This is a genomic window from Nocardioides sp. NBC_00368 (assembly GCF_036090055.1).
Classification (GTDB): domain Bacteria; phylum Actinomycetota; class Actinomycetes; order Propionibacteriales; family Nocardioidaceae; genus Nocardioides.
In genome coordinates this window covers 1,059,658-1,080,203 of record NZ_CP107970.1, presented here as the reverse complement: position 1 = coordinate 1,080,203, position 20,546 = coordinate 1,059,658, and the positions used below count along the sequence as shown (strand labels likewise).

Here is a 20,546-nt window from a genome sequence, read left to right as displayed (position 1 = left end):
CGGCAGGCCGGCAACGCCATTTCGGCGAAGGCCCCCCGACGTCACCCGGGCCGTGGCTGCCGACGCTAGGTTGTGGAGCATGCGGATCGTGTTCGGTGCCGACGACGAGAACGAGACGACGCGGGCGGTGCTCGCCCACCTGCGTGGGCGTGGCGAGGTGGAGGTCCTCACCACCACCTCCTGGCCCGATCTCGGTGCCGGCATCGGCCGGGCCGTTGTCGAGGGGCGCGCCGACGTCGGCGTGGTGATGTGCTGGACCGGCACCGGCACGGCGATCGCCGCCAACAAGGTCCCCGGCGTCCGCGCGGCCCTGGCCTGGGAGCCCTGGATCGCCCGCGGCGCCCGGCTGTGGAACGACGCCAACGTCCTGGCGATGAGCCTCAAGCGACTCGCCCCGGACGTCGCCGTCGAGGTGACCCGGGCGTTCCTGGACGAGCCCGGGCCCGACCCGGACGAGGCTGACGCCATCCGACGACTGGACGAGCTCCCCTGACGGGCCCGATTCAGCCCAGCTCGCGGTAGTTGCTGCGGAAGAAGAGCAGCGGCTCGGTCGCGGCGCCCTCCTCGAGGTCGAGGACGCGGCCGACGACGAGGTAGTGGTCGCCCTCCTCATGGACCGAGTGGACGGCGCAGTCGAGGTAGCCGACCGCACCGGAGAGGTGCGGGTCGCCGTGATGGGCGGAGGGGGTCCAGGAGATGTCGGCGTACTTGTCCGCGGCCCGCGAGGCGAACTGGTTCGAGACCGCCTCCTGGTCCGCGGCGAGGATGTTGACCGAGAAGTGCCCGGCGCGGCGGATCCGGGCCCAGGCACGCGAGGACTTCGTCGGCGCGAACAGGATCAGCGGCGGCCGCAGCGACACCGATGAGAACGACTGGCAGGTCATGCCGACCGGCCCTTCGGCGGTCTGCGCCGTGATCACGGTGACCCCGGAGGCGAACCGGCCCAGCACCGTACGGAACCGGGCGTCGGCCTCCGCGTCGGCAGGGGTCTCCGGAGGGGACGGTGGCGCCTCGAAGTCGAAGCGACCGTGGAAGGACTCGATCAGCTCCGGATGCGGCCAGCTCTCGGCGGCATCGGGAGACATCCCATCAGGCACCTCTATACGCATACCCGATCACTGGCCTACGCCGAAGTCGTGACCCCAGTACGAGACGGCCGTGGACTCCCGGGCGACCCACTTCTGGTCGTCGACCTGGAGCCCCTCGGTGCCGAACTCGATGTCGAAACCGCCCGGCGACTTCACGTAGAAGGAGACCATCTCGTCGTTCATATGCCGCCCGAGCGTCGCGGAGAGCTTGGCGCCGTACTTCTTGACCCGCTCCAGCGCCCGGCCGACGTCGTCGAGCTTGTCGACCTCGAGCATGATGTGGACGCACTTGGAGTCGTTGGGGAACGGCAGGAACGCCAGCGAGTGGTGGCGCGGATTGATCCCGAGGAAGCGCAGCCAGATCTTGGTGCCGGGCTCTTTGCCGGCGAACTCGCCGGGCATGCTCATCGAGTCGCGCAGCCGGAACCCGAGGGTGTCGCGGTAGAACTCCAGCGCCTCGACGTCGTCGCTGACCGGGATCACCACGTGGCCCATCCCCTGGTCGCCGGTCACGAAGGTGTGGCCGTAGGGCGAGACCGCGGGGCGGCGCTCGTAGGTGATGCCGTGGAAGAGCTCGAAGACGTTGTCGAAGGGGTCGCGGAAGCGCAGCATCTCCTGCACCCGGCGCTCGGCGAGCTCGTCGGGGGTGCCCTCCTCCACCTCGACACCGGACTTCTCCAGGTGCTCGCGGGCCTGCGCGAGCGCGGTGTGGTCGGCGACCTCCCAGCCGACGCAGCCGAGCTGGTCGACCTCACCCGGCACGATCACGAGCCGGGCCGAGACCTCGTCGATGCGGTAGTAGAGGTGCTCCGGGTTCGGCCCCTTGGCGGTCACCAGTCCGAGGACCTTCTCCGCGAACGTACGCCACGCCTCCAGGTCGGTGCTGGTGACGCGTACGTAGCCCATGGACTTGATGTCGATGCTCATCGCTTCTCCTCGGCAGTACGCTCCTTGTGCCTCTTCAAGAACGAGACCGCGATCTCGCGGAACTCGTCGGCGGCCTCGATCTGTGCCCAGTGCCCACAACGCGGGAAGACATGCAGCTGCGCCTTGGGAATCAGCTTCAGGGCAGGGAACGCGCCGTCGAGCGGGTTCACCCGATCCTCACGTCCCCAGGTGAGCAGGGTGTGGTGCTTGAGCTGGTGCGCCTCGCGCCAGAGCATGCCGTCCTCGGCGGTCTCGGGGTTGTAGAAGGACCAACCCATCGACGCCATCGCCTCGCGAGCGCCCGGTGCGGTCGCATCGGCGAACCGCTCCTCGACCAGCTCGTCGGTGACCAGCTTCTGGTTGACGACCATGGTGGAGATGAACGCCTTCAGGGCCTCGCGGGTGGGGTCGCCGGAGAAGTCCATCAGGCGCTGTACGCCCTCGGTGGGATCGGCGTGGAAGAGGTTGAGCGAGAGCCCGCCCGGTCCCATCAGCACCAGCCGCCCGACCCGGTCGGGGTAGGTCAGTGCGATCCGCATCGCGGTGCCACCACCGAGCGAGTTGCCCAGCAGGTGCACCTTCTTCAGGTTCAGCTCGTCGAGCAGCGCGATCACCGCGTCGCCGGCGAAACGGTAGTAGTTGCCCACCACCTCCGGCTTGTCGGAGGCCCCGAAACCGGGCTGGTCGACCAGGATCGTGCGGAAGTCGGCCGCGAAGCCCTCCAGCGCCGATCCGAAGTTGGACCACGACGAGGCTCCGGGACCCCCGCCGTGAAGCATCACCAGCGGCAGCCGGTCGTCCTGAGGTGCACCGAGATCGTAGTAGCGCAGCGAGATCTCCCCCGCCGCCTCGGTCTTGATCCGGACGTCGTGGGCGACGTCATCCTTGGCCAGCGTCATCAGTACATCCCCGGGTCGACCTTGTGCCCGAACTCCGAGGCGCCGTACATCTGCAGCGCCCGCTCGGGGTCGTTGGCGGCGTGGACACGGCCGGCGTGGGCATCGCGCCAGGCGCGCTGGAGCGGGGTGCCGTTGGCGAGAGCCCGGCCGCCGGAGGCCTCGAAGAGCAGGTCGATCGCATCGATCGCCCGCTGCGTACCGAGGACCTGGTCACGGCGGATCCGCAGCCGCTGGGAGATCGGGATCTTCTCGCCGCGCGCGACGTAGGCCTGCTGCTCGCGGATGTTGCTCATCAGCAGCGCCCAGGCGGCGTCGATGTCGGAGGACGCGGTCGCCACGCGCACGGCGGCGAACGGGTCGAGCGATGCCTTCTCGCCGTAGGAGGCGCGCACCCGGTTGCGCTGCATGGTGACGTGCTCGTCGTAGGCGCCGCGGGCCATGCCGATGATCGGCGTGGTGATCGTGGTGGTGAACAGCGAGTGGAACTGCAGCTTGTAGAGGTCGCCGGTGTTGACCGCCTGGCCCGGGCCCTTGCACCGCCCGGTCTCGGCCATCGAGAGCGTGAAGGTCTCCGGGATGAAGACGTCCTCGACGACGATGTCGTTGGAGCCGGTGCCGGCCAGGCCTACGACGTTCCAGACGTCGACGATCTCGTAGCGCTCGCGCGGCACCAGGAACGTACGGAAATCGACCACCTGGCCCTCGTCGTTGAAGACGAGGCCGCCGAGCAGCACCCACGTGGCGTGCGCGCAGCCCGAGGAGAACGACCAGCGTCCGGAGAGCCGGAAGCCGCCGTCGACGAGAGCCGCCTTGCCCATCGGGGCGTAGGAGGAGGAGACCCGGGTGTCGGGGTCCTCGCCCCAGACCGCCTGCTGCGCCTCGTCGTCGAAGAGCGCGATCTGCCAGGGGTGCACGCCCAGGACGCTGGAGACCCAGCCGGTCGAGCCGCAGGCAGAGGCGATGTCACGTACGCAGGTGTAGAAGTCCACCGGGTCGGCCTCGAGCCCGCCGAACCGGGCCGGCTGCAGCAGCTTGAAGAAGCCGACCTCCTCCAGCTCCTTCACGCTCGACTCCGGCACCACCCGGAGACGCTCGGTCTCCTCGGCGCGCTCCCTGATGGTGGGCAGCAGGTCCTGCACCCCGTCCCTGACGGTCTGCGCGTCCTTGTGGGGGCGCTGTGTCGGTTCGCTCACCGCTCTGCCTTCCTGCATGGTGTCCCAGATGTCGTCGGGCGGCGCGATTCGTGCGCTGCCGATGGATCAATACTAGAACACGTTCCAGTTTTGTCGAGTCCTCGGGCGTGTTTCCTCGGCCGTCATCTATGGTAGAACGTGTTTCAGTTCTTAGATAGCGCCGCCTGATGGCACGAGGTTGAGGAGCACCATGGGACAGAGCGACGAGGAGACCTACGACGTCGTGGTGGTGGGCGCCGGAGGCGCCGGCATGACCGCCGCGCTCGCGGCCGCCCGCCGTCACGGGCTCGAGACCGTCGTCATCGAGAAGAGCGCCTACTTCGGCGGATCGACGTCCCGCTCGGGCGGCGGGGTCTGGATCCCGCGCAACCACGCCCTCGCGGCCGCCCACCAGAAGGACTCCCCCGAGGCCGCCAGCCTCTACCTGGAGTCGATCGTGGGCGACGTCGTCCCGGCCGAGCGCCGCGAGACCTTCCTCGACCGCGGCCCGGAGGTGCTCTCGTTCGTCTGCGAGAAGACGCCGGTGCGGTTCAACTGGGTGCCCGACTACGCCGACTACCACCCCGAGGCACCCGGCGGTCGCGGCGCCGGCCGCTCCGTCGAGCCCGCCCCGCTCGACGCGCGGATCATCGGCTCCGAGCTCGACCGGCTGCACCCGCCCTACACGAAGTCGCCGGCCAACATGGTGGTCACCCAGGCCGACTTCCGGAAGATCAGCCTCGGCATGCGCACGATCCGCGGCCCGATCACGATGGTCAAGATCGCGGTCGCGCGGATCCTCGCGGGCCTGCTCGGCAGGAAGATGTACGCCATGGGCGCAGCCCTCGCGATCGGGCTGCGCAAAGGGCTGATCGACGCCGGCGTCGAGGTCCGCTACCAGACCGAGCTGGTCGGCCTGGTCACCGAGAACGGCCGCGTCGTGGGTGTCGAGGTACGCCGCGACGAGTCCGGCCCGACCACGGTGATCCGGGCACGGCGGGGCGTGATCCTCGGCTCAGGGGGCTTCGAGCGCAACCTGGAGATGCGGGAGAAGTACCTGCCCGCACCGACCTCGGTCGAGTGGACCACCGGCGCCTTCTCCAACACCGGCGGCGGGATCCTGGCCGGGATCGCGGCCGGCGCGGACACCGATCTGATGGACGAGTCCTGGTGGGGACCGACGATCCCGTTCCCGGGACGGCCGTGGTTCGCGCTCGCCGAGCGCAACCTGCCGGGGTCGATCATCGTCAACGGCGCGGGCAAGCGGTTCATGAACGAGGCGCTCCCCTACGTCGAGGCGGTCCACGAGATCTACAAGGGGCAGGCTGAGTTCATTTCTGGGGGAGGCGTCTCGCACGTTCCCGCCTGGCTGGTCTTCGACCAGCGCTACCGCAACCGCTACATCTTCGCCGGGCTCGGCCCGGGCCAGCCGTTCCCGGGGCGCTGGCTCAAGAGCGGGGTCGTCGTGAAGGCTTCTTCCGTCGAAGCGCTCGCGGAGAAGATCGAGGTGCCCGTCGACGGGCTCAGCGAGACTCTTGCCCGCTTCAACGGCTTCGCCGAGTCGGGCGTCGACGAGGACTTCCACCGCGGCGAGTCGACCTACGACAAGTACTACTCCGACCCCACCGTGAAGCCGAACTGCTCCCTCAACGTCATCGACCAGGCGCCGTTCTACGCGGTCAAGATGGCCCCCGGCGACCTCGGCACCAAGGGCGGCCTGGTCACCGACAAACGCGCCCGGGTCCTGCGTCCCGACGGCTCCGCCATCGAGGGCCTGTACGCCGCCGGCAACGTCTCCGCCGCCGTCATGGGCCGCACCTACGCCGGCCCCGGCGCCACCATCGGGCCCGCCCTGGTCTTCGGCTACCTGGCCGCCGAGGACTGCGCTCTCAAGACTGTCTCACCCGAGGAGGGCAACTGATGCCCATCGACCCCACCAAGGCCATCGGCGCCTCGCTGCCGTCGCAGTCGTTCTCGTGGACCTCGTCCGACGTGCTGCTCTACCACCTCGCCATCGGCGCCGGCTCGCGTCCGGGCGACGCGACCGACCCGGCCGTGCTGCGCTACACGCTGGACTCCGACGCGCTCACCGTGCTGCCGTCATTCGGGGTGGTCGCGCCGACCTTCCACGTGACCGAGCCGCCCTCGCTCGACCTGCCCGGCTGCGACATCGACCTGGCCTCGGTGCTCCACGGCTCCCAGGAGATCCACGTCGACGGGCCGATCCCCACCTCCGGCGAGGCCGTCGTCTCGACCCGGATCGCGGAGGTCTGGGACAAGGGCAAGGCCGCCGTCATCGTCCAGGAGGGCGTCGCCACGACTCCGGGCGGCGACCCGCTGTGGACGGTCAGGAGCTCGATCTTCGTACGCGGCGAGGGCGGCTTCGGGGGTGAGCGCGGGCCGTCGACGTCGGTGGCGGTTCCCGACCGCGCGCCCGATGCTGTGGCTGCGTACGACGTCACGGAGCAGCAGGCGCTGCTCTACCGGCTGTGCGGCGACCGCAACCCGCTGCACGCCGACCCCGCGTTCGCCGCGAAGGCGGGCTTCCCCAAGCCGATCCTGCACGGGCTCTGCTCCTACGGCATCGTGCTGCGCGAGGCGACCGGCCTGCTCCTGGACGGCGACGCGACCCGGGTCGCCGGGTTCGGCGCCAGGTTCGCCGGGATCGTCTTTCCCGGCGAGACGATCTCGATCGAGGCGTGGGACGAGGAGCCCAGAATCTTGATCCGAGCGACGATCTCGTCGACCGATCTGGCCCGCGACGGCGCCCCGGTCCTTGCCGACTGCTACCTGGAGGCGGCGGCATGAGCGGCACGGCACTCCCCGACGTACTCTCCCCCGCCGACGTCGAGGAGCGCTTCGGCGGCTGGTCGGAGGAGACCGACGTGGTCGTGGTCGGCTTCGGCGTCGCCGGTGGAGCCGCGGCGCTGGAGGCGGCCAGGACCGGCGCCCACACGATCCTCCTGGAGCGCGCTGCCGAGCCCGGCGGCACCTCCGCGATGGCCGGCGGCCACTTCTACCTCGGCGGCGGCACCGCGGTGCAGAAGGCGACCGGGATCGAGGACACGGCCGAGGAGATGTTCAACTACATCCGCGCCGTCTCCAAGGAGCCCGAGGACGACAAGATCCGGGCCTACTGCGACGACTCGGTCGAGCACTTCGACTGGCTCGAGGCACTGGGCTTCGAGTTCGAGCGCTCGTTCTGGCCCGGCAAGGCGGTGATCCAGCCCGGCACCGAGGGGCTGATGTACACCGGCAACGAGAAGGTACACCCGTTCCGCGACCTCGCCGTCCCCGCGCCGCGCGGCCACAAGGTCCCCGTGCCGGGCGACACCGGCGGCGCCAAGCTGGTCGTCGACCGGATGGCCGACCGGCTCGCCGAGACCTCCGCGGTGATCCGCTACGAGACCGGTGCCACCAACCTGGTGATGGAGCACGGCCGGGTGGTCGGGCTGGCGTGGCGCCGCTTCGAGGAGCGCGGCGCGATCCGGGCCAAGGCGGTGATCCTCGCCGCCGGCGGCTTCGTCGGCAACGCCGACATGGTCGCCGAGCACACGCCCCGGCTCGGCGAGAAGCTCTTCCCGCTGGCCTCGACCTACGACGACGGCCTGGGCCTGCGGCTGGGCGCCTCGGCCGGCGGTCGCTGGCGGTTCATGGACGAGCCGTTCCAGACCGCGCCGTTCTACCCGCCCTCGATCCTGCTGACCGGGATCATCGTCAACAAGCACGGCAGGCGCTTCGTCGCGGAGGACTCCTACCACGCGCGTACGGCCGCCTTCGTCATGGAACAGCCGGACTCGGCGGCCTTCCTGATCGTCGACTCGGCGCACATCGAGCACCCGAAGATGCCGCTGTGCCCGTTCATCGACGGGTGGGAGACGATTGAGGAGATGGCGGTCGGTCTCGGGGTCCCCTTCGAGACGCTGAACGAGACGTTGGCCTCCTACAACACCCACGCCGCCAGCGGCGAGGACCCGGAGCTCCACAAGGCGCCGGAATGGACCGAGCCGCAGGACACCGGCCCCTGGGGCGCCTACGACCTCTCCCTCGGCAAGGCGATGTACGCCGGCTTCACCATGGGCGGATTGGCGACCACGGTCGAAGGAGAGGTACGCCGCGAGGACGGCTCCGCGATCGCCGGCCTCTACGCCGCCGGCGCCTGTGCGGCCAACCTCGCCCAGGACGCCAAGGGCTACGCCTCCGGCATGCAGCTCGGCGACGGCTCGTACTTCGGGCGGAGGGCCGGACGTCATGCCGCCGGGCTCGGCTGACCGGCTCGGCTGACCGGCTCAGCTGACCGGATCGAGTGACGGGATCGGGTGACGGGCCTCACAGCCTGGGCAGCTCCGGCGAGACCGATGCTCGGTCGGCCCCGGCGGGCAGCTAGTCTGTGAAGACGCTCATCGAGCGAACTGTTGCCATATCACATATCCCGTCGAACGTGAATGGCTTCGGTAAAAATTGGGACTTTGGGCCCTACGCGCGTCGCGAGCTCGGCTGGTTATGTATACGCGACGCCGCGGGTATCGCCGGTGACCGGCTCTCTCGACGCGTCCGCAGGCCATCGGTCCCCACTCGACGCCTGTCGCCGAACTAGCCGAAAGGAATTCCCATGTTCGACTTCCGGAGCCCGGCCGGCCTGATGGTCATCGCCGCCCTGGTCGTCATCGCGCTCGTGGTGGTCGGTGCCCTCGCCGGCAACAGCCCCTCCTGACCTGACGTCCGGCATCCGCACCAGGAAGCCGCAGGCCCCGGCTCGATGAGCCGGGGCCGCGTCCGTTTTCCCATCCGTCAACGGGTGTAGACCGCCACCGTCCGGGCCGGCACCGTGAAGGTGCCGGAGCCCGAGTCGAACGAGGACGACTTCACCACCTCGTCGGCGCCACCGGCCTGGGTCGGGTGCAGGCGGTAGCCGGCGCCCTCGGCGCCCTTAACCGTCTGCCGCTGGGGCGTCGTGGTCGCGTTGAAGACCACCATGAGGTCCCCGAGGCGCATGGTGATGACGCCCGGTGTCTCGTCCTTCCCCGAGAGCGGGAACGACAGCTTCTCCTGGACCTGTCCGGTGGTGGCCAGGTGGAACGCCGGCTCGTCCGTACGGATCCTCAGCAGGTCCCGGTAGGCAGCCGAAGCACCGTCGACGTCCGAGCACGACGGAGTCGAGACCGAGCCCAGCAGCGGCTTGGCGTAGGGCCACTTGTCCCGGTTGTCGGTGGCCGGCGGCAGCCCGCGCCCGAAGCCGTTGCCGTCCTCGCAGTCCCAGTGGATGGCGTTGAACCAGTCGCCCGAGTCGTAGGAGTTGCGGTCCAGCGACTTCGAGCGCAGCAGATCGGTGCCGGCCTGGGAGAGCGCCGGACCCTGCGAGAGCGCGGCGGTCGCCATCGCGAGCACCTGCATCCTGGCGCGGTCCGCGGTGCTGGTGGAGGCGGGCAGCTTGAAGACGAGCGCGTCGTAGAGCGACTCGTTGTCGTGGGCATCGGCGTAGGCGAGCGCGTCGCCGGGCTCGGCCGCGTAGCCGGCCGGCGAGCCGTTGTAGTCGACCTCGGCCCCCGTCACCCGTCGGCCGTCGGTGTCGGTGAACGAGTAGTCGGCGAGGTTGCCGGAGAGCCCGACCTTGATCAGGTCCTGGTAGTGCAGCAGGCGGGCCCGCTGCTCCGCCTCGGTGCCGTTCGCGGTCGAGGAGTTCGGGTCGGTGTAGAGACCGCTCGCGAAACCCTGGACACCCGGGTCGGCGTCGAACGGGCCGCCGCCGCGTACGGCGTCTCGGGCTCTATCGCTGAATGTCGCGATCCCGGTGCCGGCCATGTTTTTCTGGGTCGCCTGCACGAAGCGGGCGTCGTCGGCGATCTCGCCGAAGTTCCAGCCTTCGCCGTACAGGATGATCGACTTGCCGTCGACGCCGTCCTTCTCCAGGGTGAGGGCGTCGAGGGCCTTACGCACCTCCAGCATGTTGGCCTTGGGGTGGTGGCCCATCAGGTCGAAGCGGAAGCCGTCGACCTTGTAGTCCCTGGCCCAGGTCACGATCGAGTCGACGACGAGCTTGCCCATCATCGCGTTCTCCGGCGCGGTGTTGGCACAGCAGGTCGAGTTGGCGACCGAGCCGTCGGCGAGGAGCCGCTGGTAGTAGCCGGGCACGATCCTGTCGAGCACGGAGGTCTTCGCCTGGCCGCTGCTGGTGGTGTGGTTGTAGACCACGTCCATCACGACCCGCAGGCCGTCCTCGTTGAGCGCCTTCACCATCTGCCGGAACTCCACCGTCCGGTCGGTGCCGTCCGGGTCGGTCGCGTAGGAGCCCTCCGGGACGGTGTAGTGGTAGGGATCGTAGCCCCAGTTGTACGCATCCCCGGCGGCCGCTGCGGCGACGCACTCCTGCTGCTCGTCGCTCTCCGGGGCGTACGACTCGAGGTCGCAGTCGGGGGTGGTCTGGTCGCCCTTCTCCTCCGGGATCGTGGCGATGTCGAAGGCCGGCAGCAGGTGGACGTACGAGGTTCCGGACTCGGCCAGCTTCCGCAGGTGCCGCGACCCGTCGCTGTCCTTGTCGGCGAAGGCGAGGTAGCCGCCCGGGTGCTCGCTGGTCTCGTCCTCGACGGAGAAGTCGCGGATGTGGAGCTCCTGGATCTGGGCGTCCTTCAGGGCCACGGTCTCGGGCTTCCTCAGCGTCGACCAGCCCTTCGGGGCGAGCGATCGATCGCCGAGGTCGACGACCAGACTGCGCTCGGAGTCGGCGGTGAGCGCGACCGAGTAGGGGTCGGTGACCTTGTTGGTGACGAGCTTCTGCACGCTCGGCGCCCACACCTTCACCACGTAGCGGTACTCCTTACCGCGCCAGGAGGAGGCCGAGCCGGTCGCCGACCAGACGCCGCTGGCGTCGTCGCGGCGCATCCGCATCGTCTTGCCGTCGAGCTCGAGCTTCACCTCGTGCGCCGTCGGCGCCCACACGGACAAGGTGGCCTTGCCGTCCTTGAACACCGGCCCGAGCGAAGCCTTCTCCGCCTTCGCGGCGTAGAGGTCGTCGAGGACGCCCTGGGTCTGCACGCCGGTGCCGGTGACCAGGGCGCCGTTGCCGATCCGCTGGGTGAGCACGACCTGGCCGGCGAGCGCCTCCCGGATCCGGTCGCGGTCGCGGGTGTCGACGGTGAAGGCGGCGTACTCCTTCAGGTGCGGGAACCTTGCCTTCTGCTCGTCGGTCAGCGACGCGGCCTGGAGTCGCAGCCAGCGGCCCTCGCTGCTGAGCGCACCGTCCTCGATGCTGATGCCGCCGTCGCGGTCGTAGACCAGCTGCGTCGACAGTGCCGACCCGCTCGCCTTCTCCTTCGGCAGCACGACCGTGGTCTCGTCGATCCACTGCGCGTGCGCCTTGGCCAGGTCGAGCTCGGGGGCCGAGCCGACCGACGGCAGCAGATAGCCGGTGTCGCCGGAGTTGAGCCACACCTCGTGCCCGTACGTCGCCAGGTCGAGCGAGCGGTCGTTGGGGATGTCCTTCTCGTCGCCCTTGTGGACGATGTAGTTGAGCGAGGTGGCACCGTCGACCAGCGGCACCTCGAAGGTGACGCCGTACGCGTCCTGGCCGGTCGGCTGCAGCGGCTTGGACCACTCGGTCGGGTTCGCGGCACCGGTCCAGGTGTGCAGGCCCCAGCCGTCGTAGTCGCCGTCGGCGCGGTGGAAGTGGATCACGGCCTTCGACGTGTCTGGCGCCGGGTAGGCACCCTCGGGCCTGGTGGTCTCCTGGCCCTCGTTGCCGGCCTCGACCCAGACCTCGCCGGTCTCGGCCAGGTCGATCGTCCGCTGGCCGCCGTCGGTGGTGCCGTCCTTCTCGACCGTGTACGTCACCGAGGAGGCGCCGTCGGGGAGCTTCACCCAGGCGAAGGCGCCGTAGGCGTCGCGGCCGCTGAACCCGCCGCTCTGGTCTCCCGCCCGGAGGGACCACCCGGTGTAGTCGCCGTCGGCGCGCCGGTAGTGCACGACCGCGTAGTCGCGGTCGACGGCACTCGGTGTCTCGGCCTCGGGCGTCTGTCCGGCGGTCGTCTCGGCCAGTGCGCTCGCGGTGCGTCCGTCGCGGTCGACCACCACGGCCTTGTAGCGCAGGGCAGTGCCCTTCGCGACGGTCGCTGGGACGTACTGGGTGATCTTGTAGGGCGCGTGGTCGACCGAGCCGAGGGTGCGCCACTTGCCGGTGCCGATCTGGGCGGCGAAGACGACTCGGGCGTCCGCGGTCCTCCCCGGGTCGGCGGTGAGGGTGACGGTGCCGGTGGCACCGGCTTCGGGGGCGGTCAGCGACAGCGTGGGCTTCGCGGTGGCCTCGGGGAGCTCGGCCTCGGCGCGCAGCACGACCGCGGACAGCGCCGGCACGGTCACGGTGATCTTGCCGTCGGCTGCGGCCTCGGTGGCCTCGCCGCCGTAGATCGTCTCGAAGGCGGCCGACTCCACGGGCAGGCTGACGGTCTTCGCCTCGGCGGCGTTGTTGACCGCGACGACGTACTCGCGGTCCTCGCCGGTGCGGGAGAAGGCGTAGACGGAGTCGGCGGCGTGGAGCTCCTTCTGGGTGCCGTCGGTCAGGGCCGGGTGGTCCTTGCGGAGCTTCGCCAGCTCGGCGATGGCGGTGTAGATCGGGTGGCTGGTGTCGTACGCGTCCGATGCATGGGTGCGGTCGGTGCCGATCTGGTCGTCGTCGAGGTAGTCGGCGACCTCGGAGGCGAACAGGGTCTGGCGGGCGTCCTTGTCGCCGCCGGCGCCGGTGAAGCCCTGCTCGTCGCCGTAGTAGACGACCGGGTTGCCGCGGGAGAGGAACATCAGCTCGTTGGCGAGCCGGGCCCGCCGGACGAACTCGGCGTCGCTCGCGTCCGGGTGGTCGGCCGCGAGGAAGGTGCCGATCCGGCCCATGTCGTGGTTGCCGAGGAAGGTCACCTGCTCGTAGGCGTTGGCCTTGTCGGTGGCGTACTTGTAGTCATCGGCGAAGACTCCCGCCAGCCGGTCGGCCGGGGCGCCGAGCGAGGCGTAGGCGCGGGCGGCGTCCTGCAACGGGAAGTCCAGGGTCGCGTCGAGGCGGCCGCGGGTGACGTACGGCGAGGTGACGTCGGTGTCGGCGGAGTAGACCTCGCCGAACATGAAGAAGTCCTCGCGACCCTGCTTGGCGGCATAGGCGTCCAGTGCGGTCGCCCACTCGGTCCAGAAGTCGAGGTCGACGTGCTTGACGGTGTCGATGCGGAAGCCGTCGATGTCGAAGTCGCGGACCCAGCGCTGGTAGATCTTCTCCATTCCGTCGACGACCTCGGGGCGCTCGGTCCACAGGTCGTCCAGGCCGCTGAAGTCGCCGTAGGTGGTCGACTCGCCCTCCCAGGTGGAGTCGCCGCGGTTGTGGTAGAGCGTCGGGTCGTTGAGCCAGGACGGGACCATCTCGCCGGTGTTGGCCGGGGTGTACGGGAACGAGTCCTGGTCGACCTCGGCGCCGTCCGAGGCCGGCTCGGCGTCGTCGAAGGGGCGTCCCTCGGCATCCAGGTAGGGGAAGGCGCCCTTGGGCCGGTAGCCGTACTTCTTCTCGGCGTAGTCGACGGTGTCGGCGGTGTGGTTGGTGATGACGTCGAAGAAGACCTTCATGCCCTTGGCGTGCGCCGCGTCGATGAGCGTCTCGAGGTCCTCGTTGGTGCCGAAGTGCGGGTCGACCTGGGTGAAGTCGGTGATCCAGTAGCCGTGGTAGCCGGCCGAGGCGTTCGCGCCCTCGCCCTGGACGGGCTTGTTCTTGAAGATCGGCGCCATCCAGATCGCGGTGGTGCCGAGGCCCTTGATGTAGTCGAGGCGCTCGGTCAGGCCCTGGAGGTCACCACCCTGGTAGAAGCCCTTGTCGGTCGGGTCGAAGCCGGTCGAGGTGCGGCCGCCGGTCAGGCCGCCCTTGTCGTTGGCGGTCTCGCCGTTGGCGAACCGGTCGGGCAGCACGAAGTAGAACTGCTCCTTCGTCGCGTCGTGACGGGCCGGCTCGGCGGCCAGCTTGGCGTCCGAGGGCGGCTTCGGGGCATCTGCCGCCGAGGCCGGTGCGGCCGTCTGCAGTGCCGTGGCGAGCAGTGCGCTCGCGAGCACGGTCACGGCCATCCGGGGCGCGCAGTGTGCGCCACTTCGTCGATTCACCTGTGAGGGCCTCTCTGGTTGTGCGGGGTCGTTCGAGGTCGTGCGGCGTGCCGGCCGCCCGGCGCCCATGGGGGACGGCGCCGGACGGCCGGACGAAGGGGTCAGCTGCAGGTCGTCGCGCCGACGTGCAGCGCGAGGGCGGTGTTGGCCCCGAGGGTGGCGGTGAGCTGGCCCGAGCCGTTCACGGTGACACTCCTGCCGCTCTGCACGTCGCAGTAGGTGCCGGCTGCCAGCGACGTCTGGAAGGTGCGGGTGAGCGAGAAGGACTCGTGGTTGATCGCGACGTACGCCTTGCTGCCGCGCCCGAAGGCGATGGCGTCGGCGCCGTTGTCCCACCAGTTGGTGACGGCCTGGCCGCGGGCGGTGTTGCGGAAGGCGACCATCTTCTTGATCTCCGGCCAGGCGTGCTGACACTTCCAGCCGTCCTGCCAGCAGGCGGTCACCGCGCCGCCGTTGGGCGGGCCGGCGTCCTTGTCGCTCCACTCGTAGCCGGAGTTGATGTCCGGTGACCCGTAGGGCCAGGCCAGCATGAAGACGTTGGCCAGGGTGTAGTTGGCGCCGTCCTTGTAGTTGAGGGTGTCGCCGCCGCGCTCGGTGTCGTGGTTGTCGACGAAGACGCCTGAGCTGCCCGAGGACATGTAGCCCCAGCCCTCGCCGTAGTTCTTCAGGTAGGCGAGGTTCTCGTTGTTGAAGACGCGCTTCAGGTCGCGGGCGTAGCGGAACTCCTGGACGTCGCCGTTGCCGAGGTACTCACTCGGCGAGACGGCCTCCCCCGCGCCGAAGATGGCCTCCTGCTTCCAGTAGACGTTCGGGTTGGTGAGCCGCGACTTGATGTTGGCCAGGTCGGAGGCCGCCATGTGCTTGGCCGCGTCGATCCGGAACCCGTCGACGCCGAGGGAGAGCAGGTCGTTGAGGTAGCCGGCGATCCTGCCGCGTACGTAGTCCTCGCCGGTGTCGAGGTCGGCGAGGCCGACCAGCTCGCACTCCTGGACGTTGAAGCGGTCCTGGTAGTTGCTGATCGTGGCCGTGCAGTTGTTCAGATCCCAGCTCGAGTAGAGGCCCGGGTAGTCGTACTTGCTGTAGGACGAGCCGCCGGTGCCGGTCCCGGAGCCCGCGGACATGTGGTTGATGACGGCGTCCGCGATGACCTTCACGCCGGCGGCGTGGCAGGTGTCGATCATGTTCTTGAAGGCGGTGCGGTCGCCGAGCCGGCCGGCGATCCTGTAGCTGACGGGCTGGTAGGACGTCCACCATTGCGAGCCCTGGATGTGCTCCTGCGGTGGGGACACCTGGACGTAGCCGTAGCCGGCCGGGCCCAGGGTGCTGGTGCACTCCTTGGCCACCGAGGCGAAGTTCCATTCGAACATCACCGCGGTGACGTCCTTGTCTCCCGGCGGCGCGGCCTGCGCCGGGGCCGAGACCGGGATCGTGAGCGCGACAGCAGCTCCCGCCGAGAGGGCAAGTGCGGCAGCCATGGACTTGAGAGCCATGGTTCCTCCTAGGTCGAAGGCACGCGCCGCGTCCGGATAGGTGGTGGGGGTGACACGACGCGCTTGAATCTTGCTGCAAGATCTTGCAGGCCGACCGTATGAGTGATGCCGGTCACACGTCAACCCCTGAGGCGTAGCCATCTCACAGCAGCACCCCCGGGCGGAGCCCGGGGGTGCAAGACCTTGCGCAAAATTTCAGCGTTGTCAGGGTGCTGTCAGGACCAGTCCGCTCGTGGGTACGCCGGTACCGGCGGTGACGAGCACATGGGCGGCTCCGGTGACCTGGTTCACGGAGGTGCCACGGACCTGGCGTACGCCCTCGGCGATGCCGTTCATGCCGTGCAGGTAGGCCTCGCCGAGCTGGCCGCCATGGGTGTTCACGGGGAGTCGTCCGCCGAGCTCGATGGCCCCGTCGCGTACGAAGTTTTTGGCCTCTCCCCTGCCGCAGAAGCCGAGCTCCTCGAGCTGCATGAGTACGTAGGGGGTGAAGTGGTCGTAGAGGACGGCGGTGTCGATGTCGGCCGGCGTGAGGCCGGACTGGCGCCACAGATCCTTGGCGACCACACCCATCTCCGGGATGCCGATCTCGTCGCGGTAGTAGGAGGTCATCACGTACTGGTCGGCGGCGCTGCCCTGGGCGGCCGCGGCGATGGTCACCGGCGGATTGGGCAGGTCGCGGGCCCGCTCGGGGCTGGTGACGACGATCGCGACGGCGCCGTCGGACTCCTGGCAGCAGTCGAGCAGGTGGAGCGGGTCGGCGATCATCCGGGAGGCCTGGTGGTCCTCGAGCGTGATCGGCTTGCCGTAGAAGAACGCGGCGGGATTGGTCGCGGCGTGACGCCGGTCGGCGACGGCCACGGCACCGAAGTCTTCGCTGGTCACGCCGTAGTCGTGCATGTAGCGCCGGGCCTGCATGGCGACCGTCGCGGCCGGCGTCGAGAGGCCGAGCGGGTAGGTCCAGGAGTTGTCGAGGCCGTTGGTGTTGATCTGCTGGGCGGCCCAGGGCTGCACCTGGCCGAAGCGCTGGCCCGAGCGCTCGTTGAAGCCTCGGTAGGCGACCACGGCGTCGGCGACACCTGTCGCGACCGCCATCGCGGCCTGCTGGACCGTCGCACAGGCCGCGCCGCCGCCGTAGTTGATCCGGGAGAAGAACCTCAGGTCGCCGAGCCCGAGCTCGCGAGCCAACGCGATCTCGGAGCTGGTGTCCATGGTGAAGGTGGTCAGCCCGTCGACGTCTCCCGGCGTCAGGCCGGCGTCCGCCAGGGCTGCCCGGGTGGCCTCGACGCTCAGCTGGAGCTCGGAGCGACCGGACTCCTTGGAGAACTCGGTGGCACCGATGCCGACGATCGCCGCCTTCTTGCTCAGACTCATGCGGCGATCCTCACGGTCCCGGTCACGTGCGCGCCGAGCGAGACCGCGCCGGTGACCTGGATGGTGGCGACACCGTCGGCCACCTCGATGACCTCGCCGGAGAAGGAGAGTGTGTCGTAGGGGTAGGCCGGGGCGCCGAGCCGGATCGAGATGCCCTTGATCTGCACGTCGGTCCCCGCCCAGTCGGTGACGTAGCGCTCGCACAGCGCCGTCGAGGTCAGGATGTTCATGAAGATGTCCTTCGAGCCGGCGGCCTGGGCCCGGTCGCGGTCGTGGTGCACGTCCTGGAAGTCGCGCGTCGCGAGCGCGGTCGAGACGACCAGCGTTGGGGTGATCGGGAGCTCCCAGGTCGGGATCTTCTCTCCGGTCTGAAACTTCATGGCCGCCTCCAGATCGGGAGCGTCAGCTCCTCGTCAATCGTGTTCCAGTCGACGACCAGCCGTTCGCCGATTGTCAGGGCGTCCTCGCCCTCGGGCGGCACGCCGGTCACCTCCGCCACCATGCGTACGCCCTCGGGCAAGTCCAGCAGCGCCACCACCAGCGGCAGCTCCTTGCCGGGCAGCTTGGGGGCGTGGATGACCGTGAACGAGTAGACGGTGCCTTCGCCGCTCGCGACGACATGACCACGGTCGTACGCGTCGCAGCTCAGGCACGCCGGACCCGGCGGGTGTCGCAGAGCCCCGCACGCGTTGCAGCTCTGGATCCGGAGCTCCTGCTTGGCGGTGCCCTCGAAGAAGTACGCGTTGTCCTGGCCGATCACCGGCCGCACCGGGCCGCTCATGGCTTCTCCTTGGGGATGAACTTGAGGACGCGGAACAACATCGTGGCGACGCGCTCGTCCCCGACGTACCAGGTCGATCTGGAGGTCACGAAGTAGCCGACGCCCATCCCGGTCTGCTTGGGGCCGACGACCGAGTCCAGCGCGGTGGTGACGCGCACCTGCTCGCCGACGCGGAGGTAGCGGTCGTAGCTCTGCTCGGAGTTGGTGCCGAGGACGCCATGGAAGCCGGCGTCGGTGAGCACGTTCATCATCGCGTGCAGTGGGTCGCGGTCGGGGTGCTTGCCGCCCTGGCCGTACATCGTCCACACCTGCGCCATCGACGGCGGCGCCTCGCCCTGGTGGAACCGCTCGGACTCCAGGCCCATCGCCTCGAGCCAGTTGTTGATCGTGGGCTGGTTGACCAGGTCGCGGGCATCGCGCTCGGCGGCCTCGCCCCACCCCTTGATCTCCTCGGCGGCGGCCATGACCTTCCCGTGGACGGCCTCGTCCACCAGCGTCTGCTTGTCGCTCATCGCGGCACCCTCGGCATCCCGAGTCCGAACATCGCGATCAGCTCGCGCTGGACCTCCTGGACGCCACCGCCGAAGGTGAGCACGAGGTTCCGCTTCGCCTGGGCGTCGAGGTAGTCGAGCAGGCTCTTCGTGACGGGTTCACCGGGGTCGCCGTGGCGGTGGACCAGGGCGATCAGGTCGGCCAGCAGGTGCTGGACCTGGTCGGCGGCGAAGACCTTCGAGGCGGAGGCGTCGGCGACCTCGATCCCGCCCTGCTCCGCTGCGCGCGCGACCTCCCAGTTGAGCAGCTCGTTGACGCGGAAGACGGCGGTGGTCTTCCCGATCAGCGAGCGTACGTCCGGGCTGTCGCTGACGCCCTGAGCCGCGGCCCAGCGCAGGACCCGGTCGCGCAGACCCTCGATCCGCCCGGCCGGGCCGAGCATGACGCGCTCGTGGTTGAGCTGGGTGGTGATCAGCTTCCAACCCTGGTTCTCCTCCCCCACGAGCATGTCGGCGGGGACCCTCACGTCGTTGAAGTAGGTCGCGTTGACGTGGTGGGACCCGTCGGCGGTGATGATCGGCGTCCAGGAGAAGCCCGGATCGGTGGTGTCGACGATCAGGATCGAGATGCCCTTGTGCTTGGGGGCGTCCGGGTCGGTGCGCACCGCGAGCCAGATGTAGTCGGCGGCGTGACCACCGGTGGTCCACAGCTTCTGACCGTTGACGACGTAGTGGTCGCCATCGCGCCTGGCCGTGGTGCGGAGCGAGGCCAGGTCGGTGCCGGCCTCCGGCTCGGAGTAGCCGATCGCGAAGTGCACCTCGCCGGCGAGGATCCGGTTGAGGAACATCTGCTTCTGCTTGTCGGTGCCGTAGCGGATCAGCGTCGGGCCGACGGTCTGCAGGGTCACCGCCGGCAGATGCACGTCGGCATACTGCGCCTCGTTGGCGAAGATCGTCTGCTCGACCTCGCCGAGGCCGTGTCCGCCGTACTCCTTCGGCCAGCCGACGCCCATCCAGCCGTCGTCGCCGAGCTGCTTGATGAGCTTCTGGTAGGTCGGGCCGTGTCGGTCCCAGGAGCCCTCGGGGCCGGGATCGCCCGGCTCGCCCTCGTGGGAGAGGCCGGCGAAGTAGGCCCTGACCTCGGCCTTCAGCGACCGCTGCGCATCGGTGAGCTCGCGGTTCTTGGCGTCGCCGGTCTCGACCGGCACGGCATCGGCCGGGGTGTCGAGCAGGTGGGCGATGTCGGTGCCCCAGGTGGTGAACCCGAGCAGCGGGTAGGTCACGTCGACGCCCATGCCGCCGTGGAGGTGGTGGCAGGTGCGGAAGGCGTACGGCACGACCTGGCTGGCCCAGTAGGCGGCGACCTTCAGGTCCGTGCCGGGCGTGCGGCCCTGCGTGACAGCCGCGACCGCGTTGTCCGCGGTGAGGTCCAGCGTGCGGGAGGTGACGTAGACATCGGCCATCTGCAGCGCGACGGCCTGGAACTCAGCGAGGGATCGGCCGAACTGCTGCCGGTTGCTCACGTACGCAGCGGTCAGGTCGCGCGCGCCGGCGAGCACACCGGCCGCACTCACCGCCAGGCCCGCGACGGCCAGGCCGGTCAGCGTCTCGAAGGCCCCCTCGCCGAGCGGCTCGGCCGGAGCGTCCTCGAGGACCACGGTGTGCTGCGGCAGCTCGCCCGAGGTGCTGGCGGGGGCGAGCGTGACGCCCGGTCCGCTCGGATCGACCAGCACCACGACCGGCGCCCCGGAATCGGCCACGGTCGCGGTCACCAGGAGGTGCGCGCTCTCGGCCGCGTAGGTGACCCCGATCTTGCGTCCGCTCACGGTGCCGTCGCGGTAGGTCGCAGAAGGCATGTCGGGCCGTCCCGGCTCCAGCCACGCCGGGGTCAGCAGCGTCTCGCCGCTCGCCACGCCGGGCAGGATCGCGTCCTGCTGCTCCGAGGTCCCGCGCCCGGCTAGGGTCAGCGCGCCGACCGCGAGCGTCTCCCACACCGGCACGCGGACCGCGTGGCGACCCGCCTCCCGCAACAGCACCGCGATCTCGGTCAGCCCGAACCCTTCGCCGCCCTGGGCTTCCGGCACGGGCAGCGCGGTCAGCCCGGCACTCGCCCAGGCCGACCAGTCACCCCGGTCGGACTTGCGGGCAAGGACCTCGGCCACCACGCTGCGTACGGCATCGAGCGTCTCGTCTCCCATGCCGAAACTGTAA

15 protein-coding genes are annotated in these 20,546 nt (G+C 69.7%); 4 read left to right on the top strand and 11 right to left on the bottom strand.

The annotated features are described in order from the left end of the window. The first annotated feature begins 79 nt into the window (after positions 1 to 79). Positions 80 to 493: an RpiB/LacA/LacB family sugar-phosphate isomerase gene (locus tag OG984_RS05045; RefSeq protein ID WP_328530542.1), complete on the top strand. Its 414-nt coding sequence runs from the start codon at positions 80 to 82 to the stop codon at positions 491 to 493. A gap of 10 nt (positions 494 to 503) precedes the next feature. Here the strand turns inward: OG984_RS05045 and OG984_RS05040 are convergent, their stop codons facing one another. From OG984_RS05040 to hsaA, 4 genes are read right to left on the bottom strand one after another with little or no spacing between them, the layout of a single operon-like run. After that, positions 504 to 1,085, bottom strand: a complete 582-nt coding sequence (locus tag OG984_RS05040; RefSeq protein WP_328530541.1) for a flavin reductase family protein — start codon at positions 1,083 to 1,085, stop codon at positions 504 to 506. Between the two features lie 30 nt (positions 1,086 to 1,115). Next, the gene (hsaC, locus tag OG984_RS05035; protein WP_328530540.1) at positions 1,116 to 2,015 is read right to left on the bottom strand and encodes an iron-dependent extradiol dioxygenase HsaC; all 900 of its coding nucleotides are present in this window, start codon (positions 2,013 to 2,015) and stop codon (positions 1,116 to 1,118) included. Next, entirely contained in the window at positions 2,012 to 2,914 is a 903-nt protein-coding gene (gene hsaD / locus OG984_RS05030) for a 4,5:9,10-diseco-3-hydroxy-5,9,17-trioxoandrosta-1(10),2-diene-4-oate hydrolase (RefSeq protein WP_328530539.1), read from the bottom strand. The genes hsaC and hsaD overlap by 4 nt, the downstream gene beginning before the upstream one ends. Next, positions 2,914 to 4,107 carry a 3-hydroxy-9,10-secoandrosta-1,3,5(10)-triene-9,17-dione monooxygenase oxygenase subunit gene (gene hsaA / locus OG984_RS05025; RefSeq protein ID WP_328530538.1) on the bottom strand — a complete coding sequence of 398 codons (1,194 nt, stop codon included), beginning with the start codon at positions 4,105 to 4,107 and terminating at the stop codon, positions 2,914 to 2,916. Before hsaA ends, hsaD begins: the two co-directional genes overlap by 1 nt. A 190-nt stretch (positions 4,108 to 4,297) precedes the next feature. Here hsaA and kstD point away from each other — a divergent pair, with 190 nt between their 5' ends. From kstD to OG984_RS05010, 3 genes are read left to right on the top strand one after another with little or no spacing between them, the layout of a single operon-like run. Beyond that, complete coding sequence (gene kstD / locus OG984_RS05020) at positions 4,298 to 6,007, top strand: 3-oxosteroid 1-dehydrogenase (protein WP_328530537.1); 1,710 nt, start codon at positions 4,298 to 4,300, stop codon at positions 6,005 to 6,007. Continuing rightward, positions 6,007 to 6,894 carry a MaoC/PaaZ C-terminal domain-containing protein gene (locus OG984_RS05015; protein WP_328530536.1) on the top strand — a complete coding sequence of 296 codons (888 nt, stop codon included), beginning with the start codon at positions 6,007 to 6,009 and terminating at the stop codon, positions 6,892 to 6,894. The genes kstD and OG984_RS05015 overlap by 1 nt, the downstream gene beginning before the upstream one ends. Then, complete coding sequence (locus OG984_RS05010) at positions 6,891 to 8,357, top strand: FAD-binding protein (RefSeq protein WP_328530535.1); 1,467 nt, start codon at positions 6,891 to 6,893, stop codon at positions 8,355 to 8,357. The genes OG984_RS05015 and OG984_RS05010 overlap by 4 nt, the downstream gene beginning before the upstream one ends. Before the next feature lie 520 nt (positions 8,358 to 8,877). Here OG984_RS05010 and pulA read toward each other — a convergent pair. The 7 genes from pulA to OG984_RS04975 all read right to left on the bottom strand — a co-directional run bounded on the left by pulA (position 8,878) and on the right by OG984_RS04975 (position 20,533). Then, a complete protein-coding gene (pulA, locus tag OG984_RS05005) occupies positions 8,878 to 14,166 on the bottom strand; it encodes a pullulanase-type alpha-1,6-glucosidase (protein WP_328530534.1) in 5,289 nt (1,762 codons plus the stop codon). A 137-nt stretch (positions 14,167 to 14,303) separates the two neighbouring features. Further along, on the bottom strand, positions 14,304 to 15,692 hold the full coding sequence (locus OG984_RS05000; protein ID WP_328530533.1) for an alpha-amylase: 1,389 nt from the start codon (positions 15,690 to 15,692) through the stop codon (positions 14,304 to 14,306). A 204-nt stretch (positions 15,693 to 15,896) separates the two neighbouring features. After that, positions 15,897 to 17,063, bottom strand: coding sequence for a lipid-transfer protein (locus OG984_RS04995; protein ID WP_328530532.1), 1,167 nt, complete (start codon positions 17,061 to 17,063; stop codon positions 15,897 to 15,899). Further along, positions 17,060 to 17,443, bottom strand: a complete 384-nt coding sequence (locus OG984_RS04990; protein ID WP_328530531.1) for a MaoC family dehydratase — start codon at positions 17,441 to 17,443, stop codon at positions 17,060 to 17,062. Before OG984_RS04990 ends, OG984_RS04995 begins: the two co-directional genes overlap by 4 nt. Further along, the gene (locus tag OG984_RS04985) at positions 17,440 to 17,844 is read right to left on the bottom strand and encodes a Zn-ribbon domain-containing OB-fold protein (RefSeq protein WP_328530530.1); all 405 of its coding nucleotides are present in this window, start codon (positions 17,842 to 17,844) and stop codon (positions 17,440 to 17,442) included. Before OG984_RS04985 ends, OG984_RS04990 begins: the two co-directional genes overlap by 4 nt. Beyond that, positions 17,841 to 18,356, bottom strand: a complete 516-nt coding sequence (locus OG984_RS04980; protein WP_328530529.1) for an FAS1-like dehydratase domain-containing protein — start codon at positions 18,354 to 18,356, stop codon at positions 17,841 to 17,843. The genes OG984_RS04985 and OG984_RS04980 overlap by 4 nt, the downstream gene beginning before the upstream one ends. Beyond that, positions 18,353 to 20,533, bottom strand: a complete 2,181-nt coding sequence (locus tag OG984_RS04975; RefSeq protein WP_328530528.1) for an acyl-CoA dehydrogenase — start codon at positions 20,531 to 20,533, stop codon at positions 18,353 to 18,355. The genes OG984_RS04980 and OG984_RS04975 overlap by 4 nt, the downstream gene beginning before the upstream one ends. Between the last annotated feature and the right edge of the window lie 13 nt (positions 20,534 to 20,546).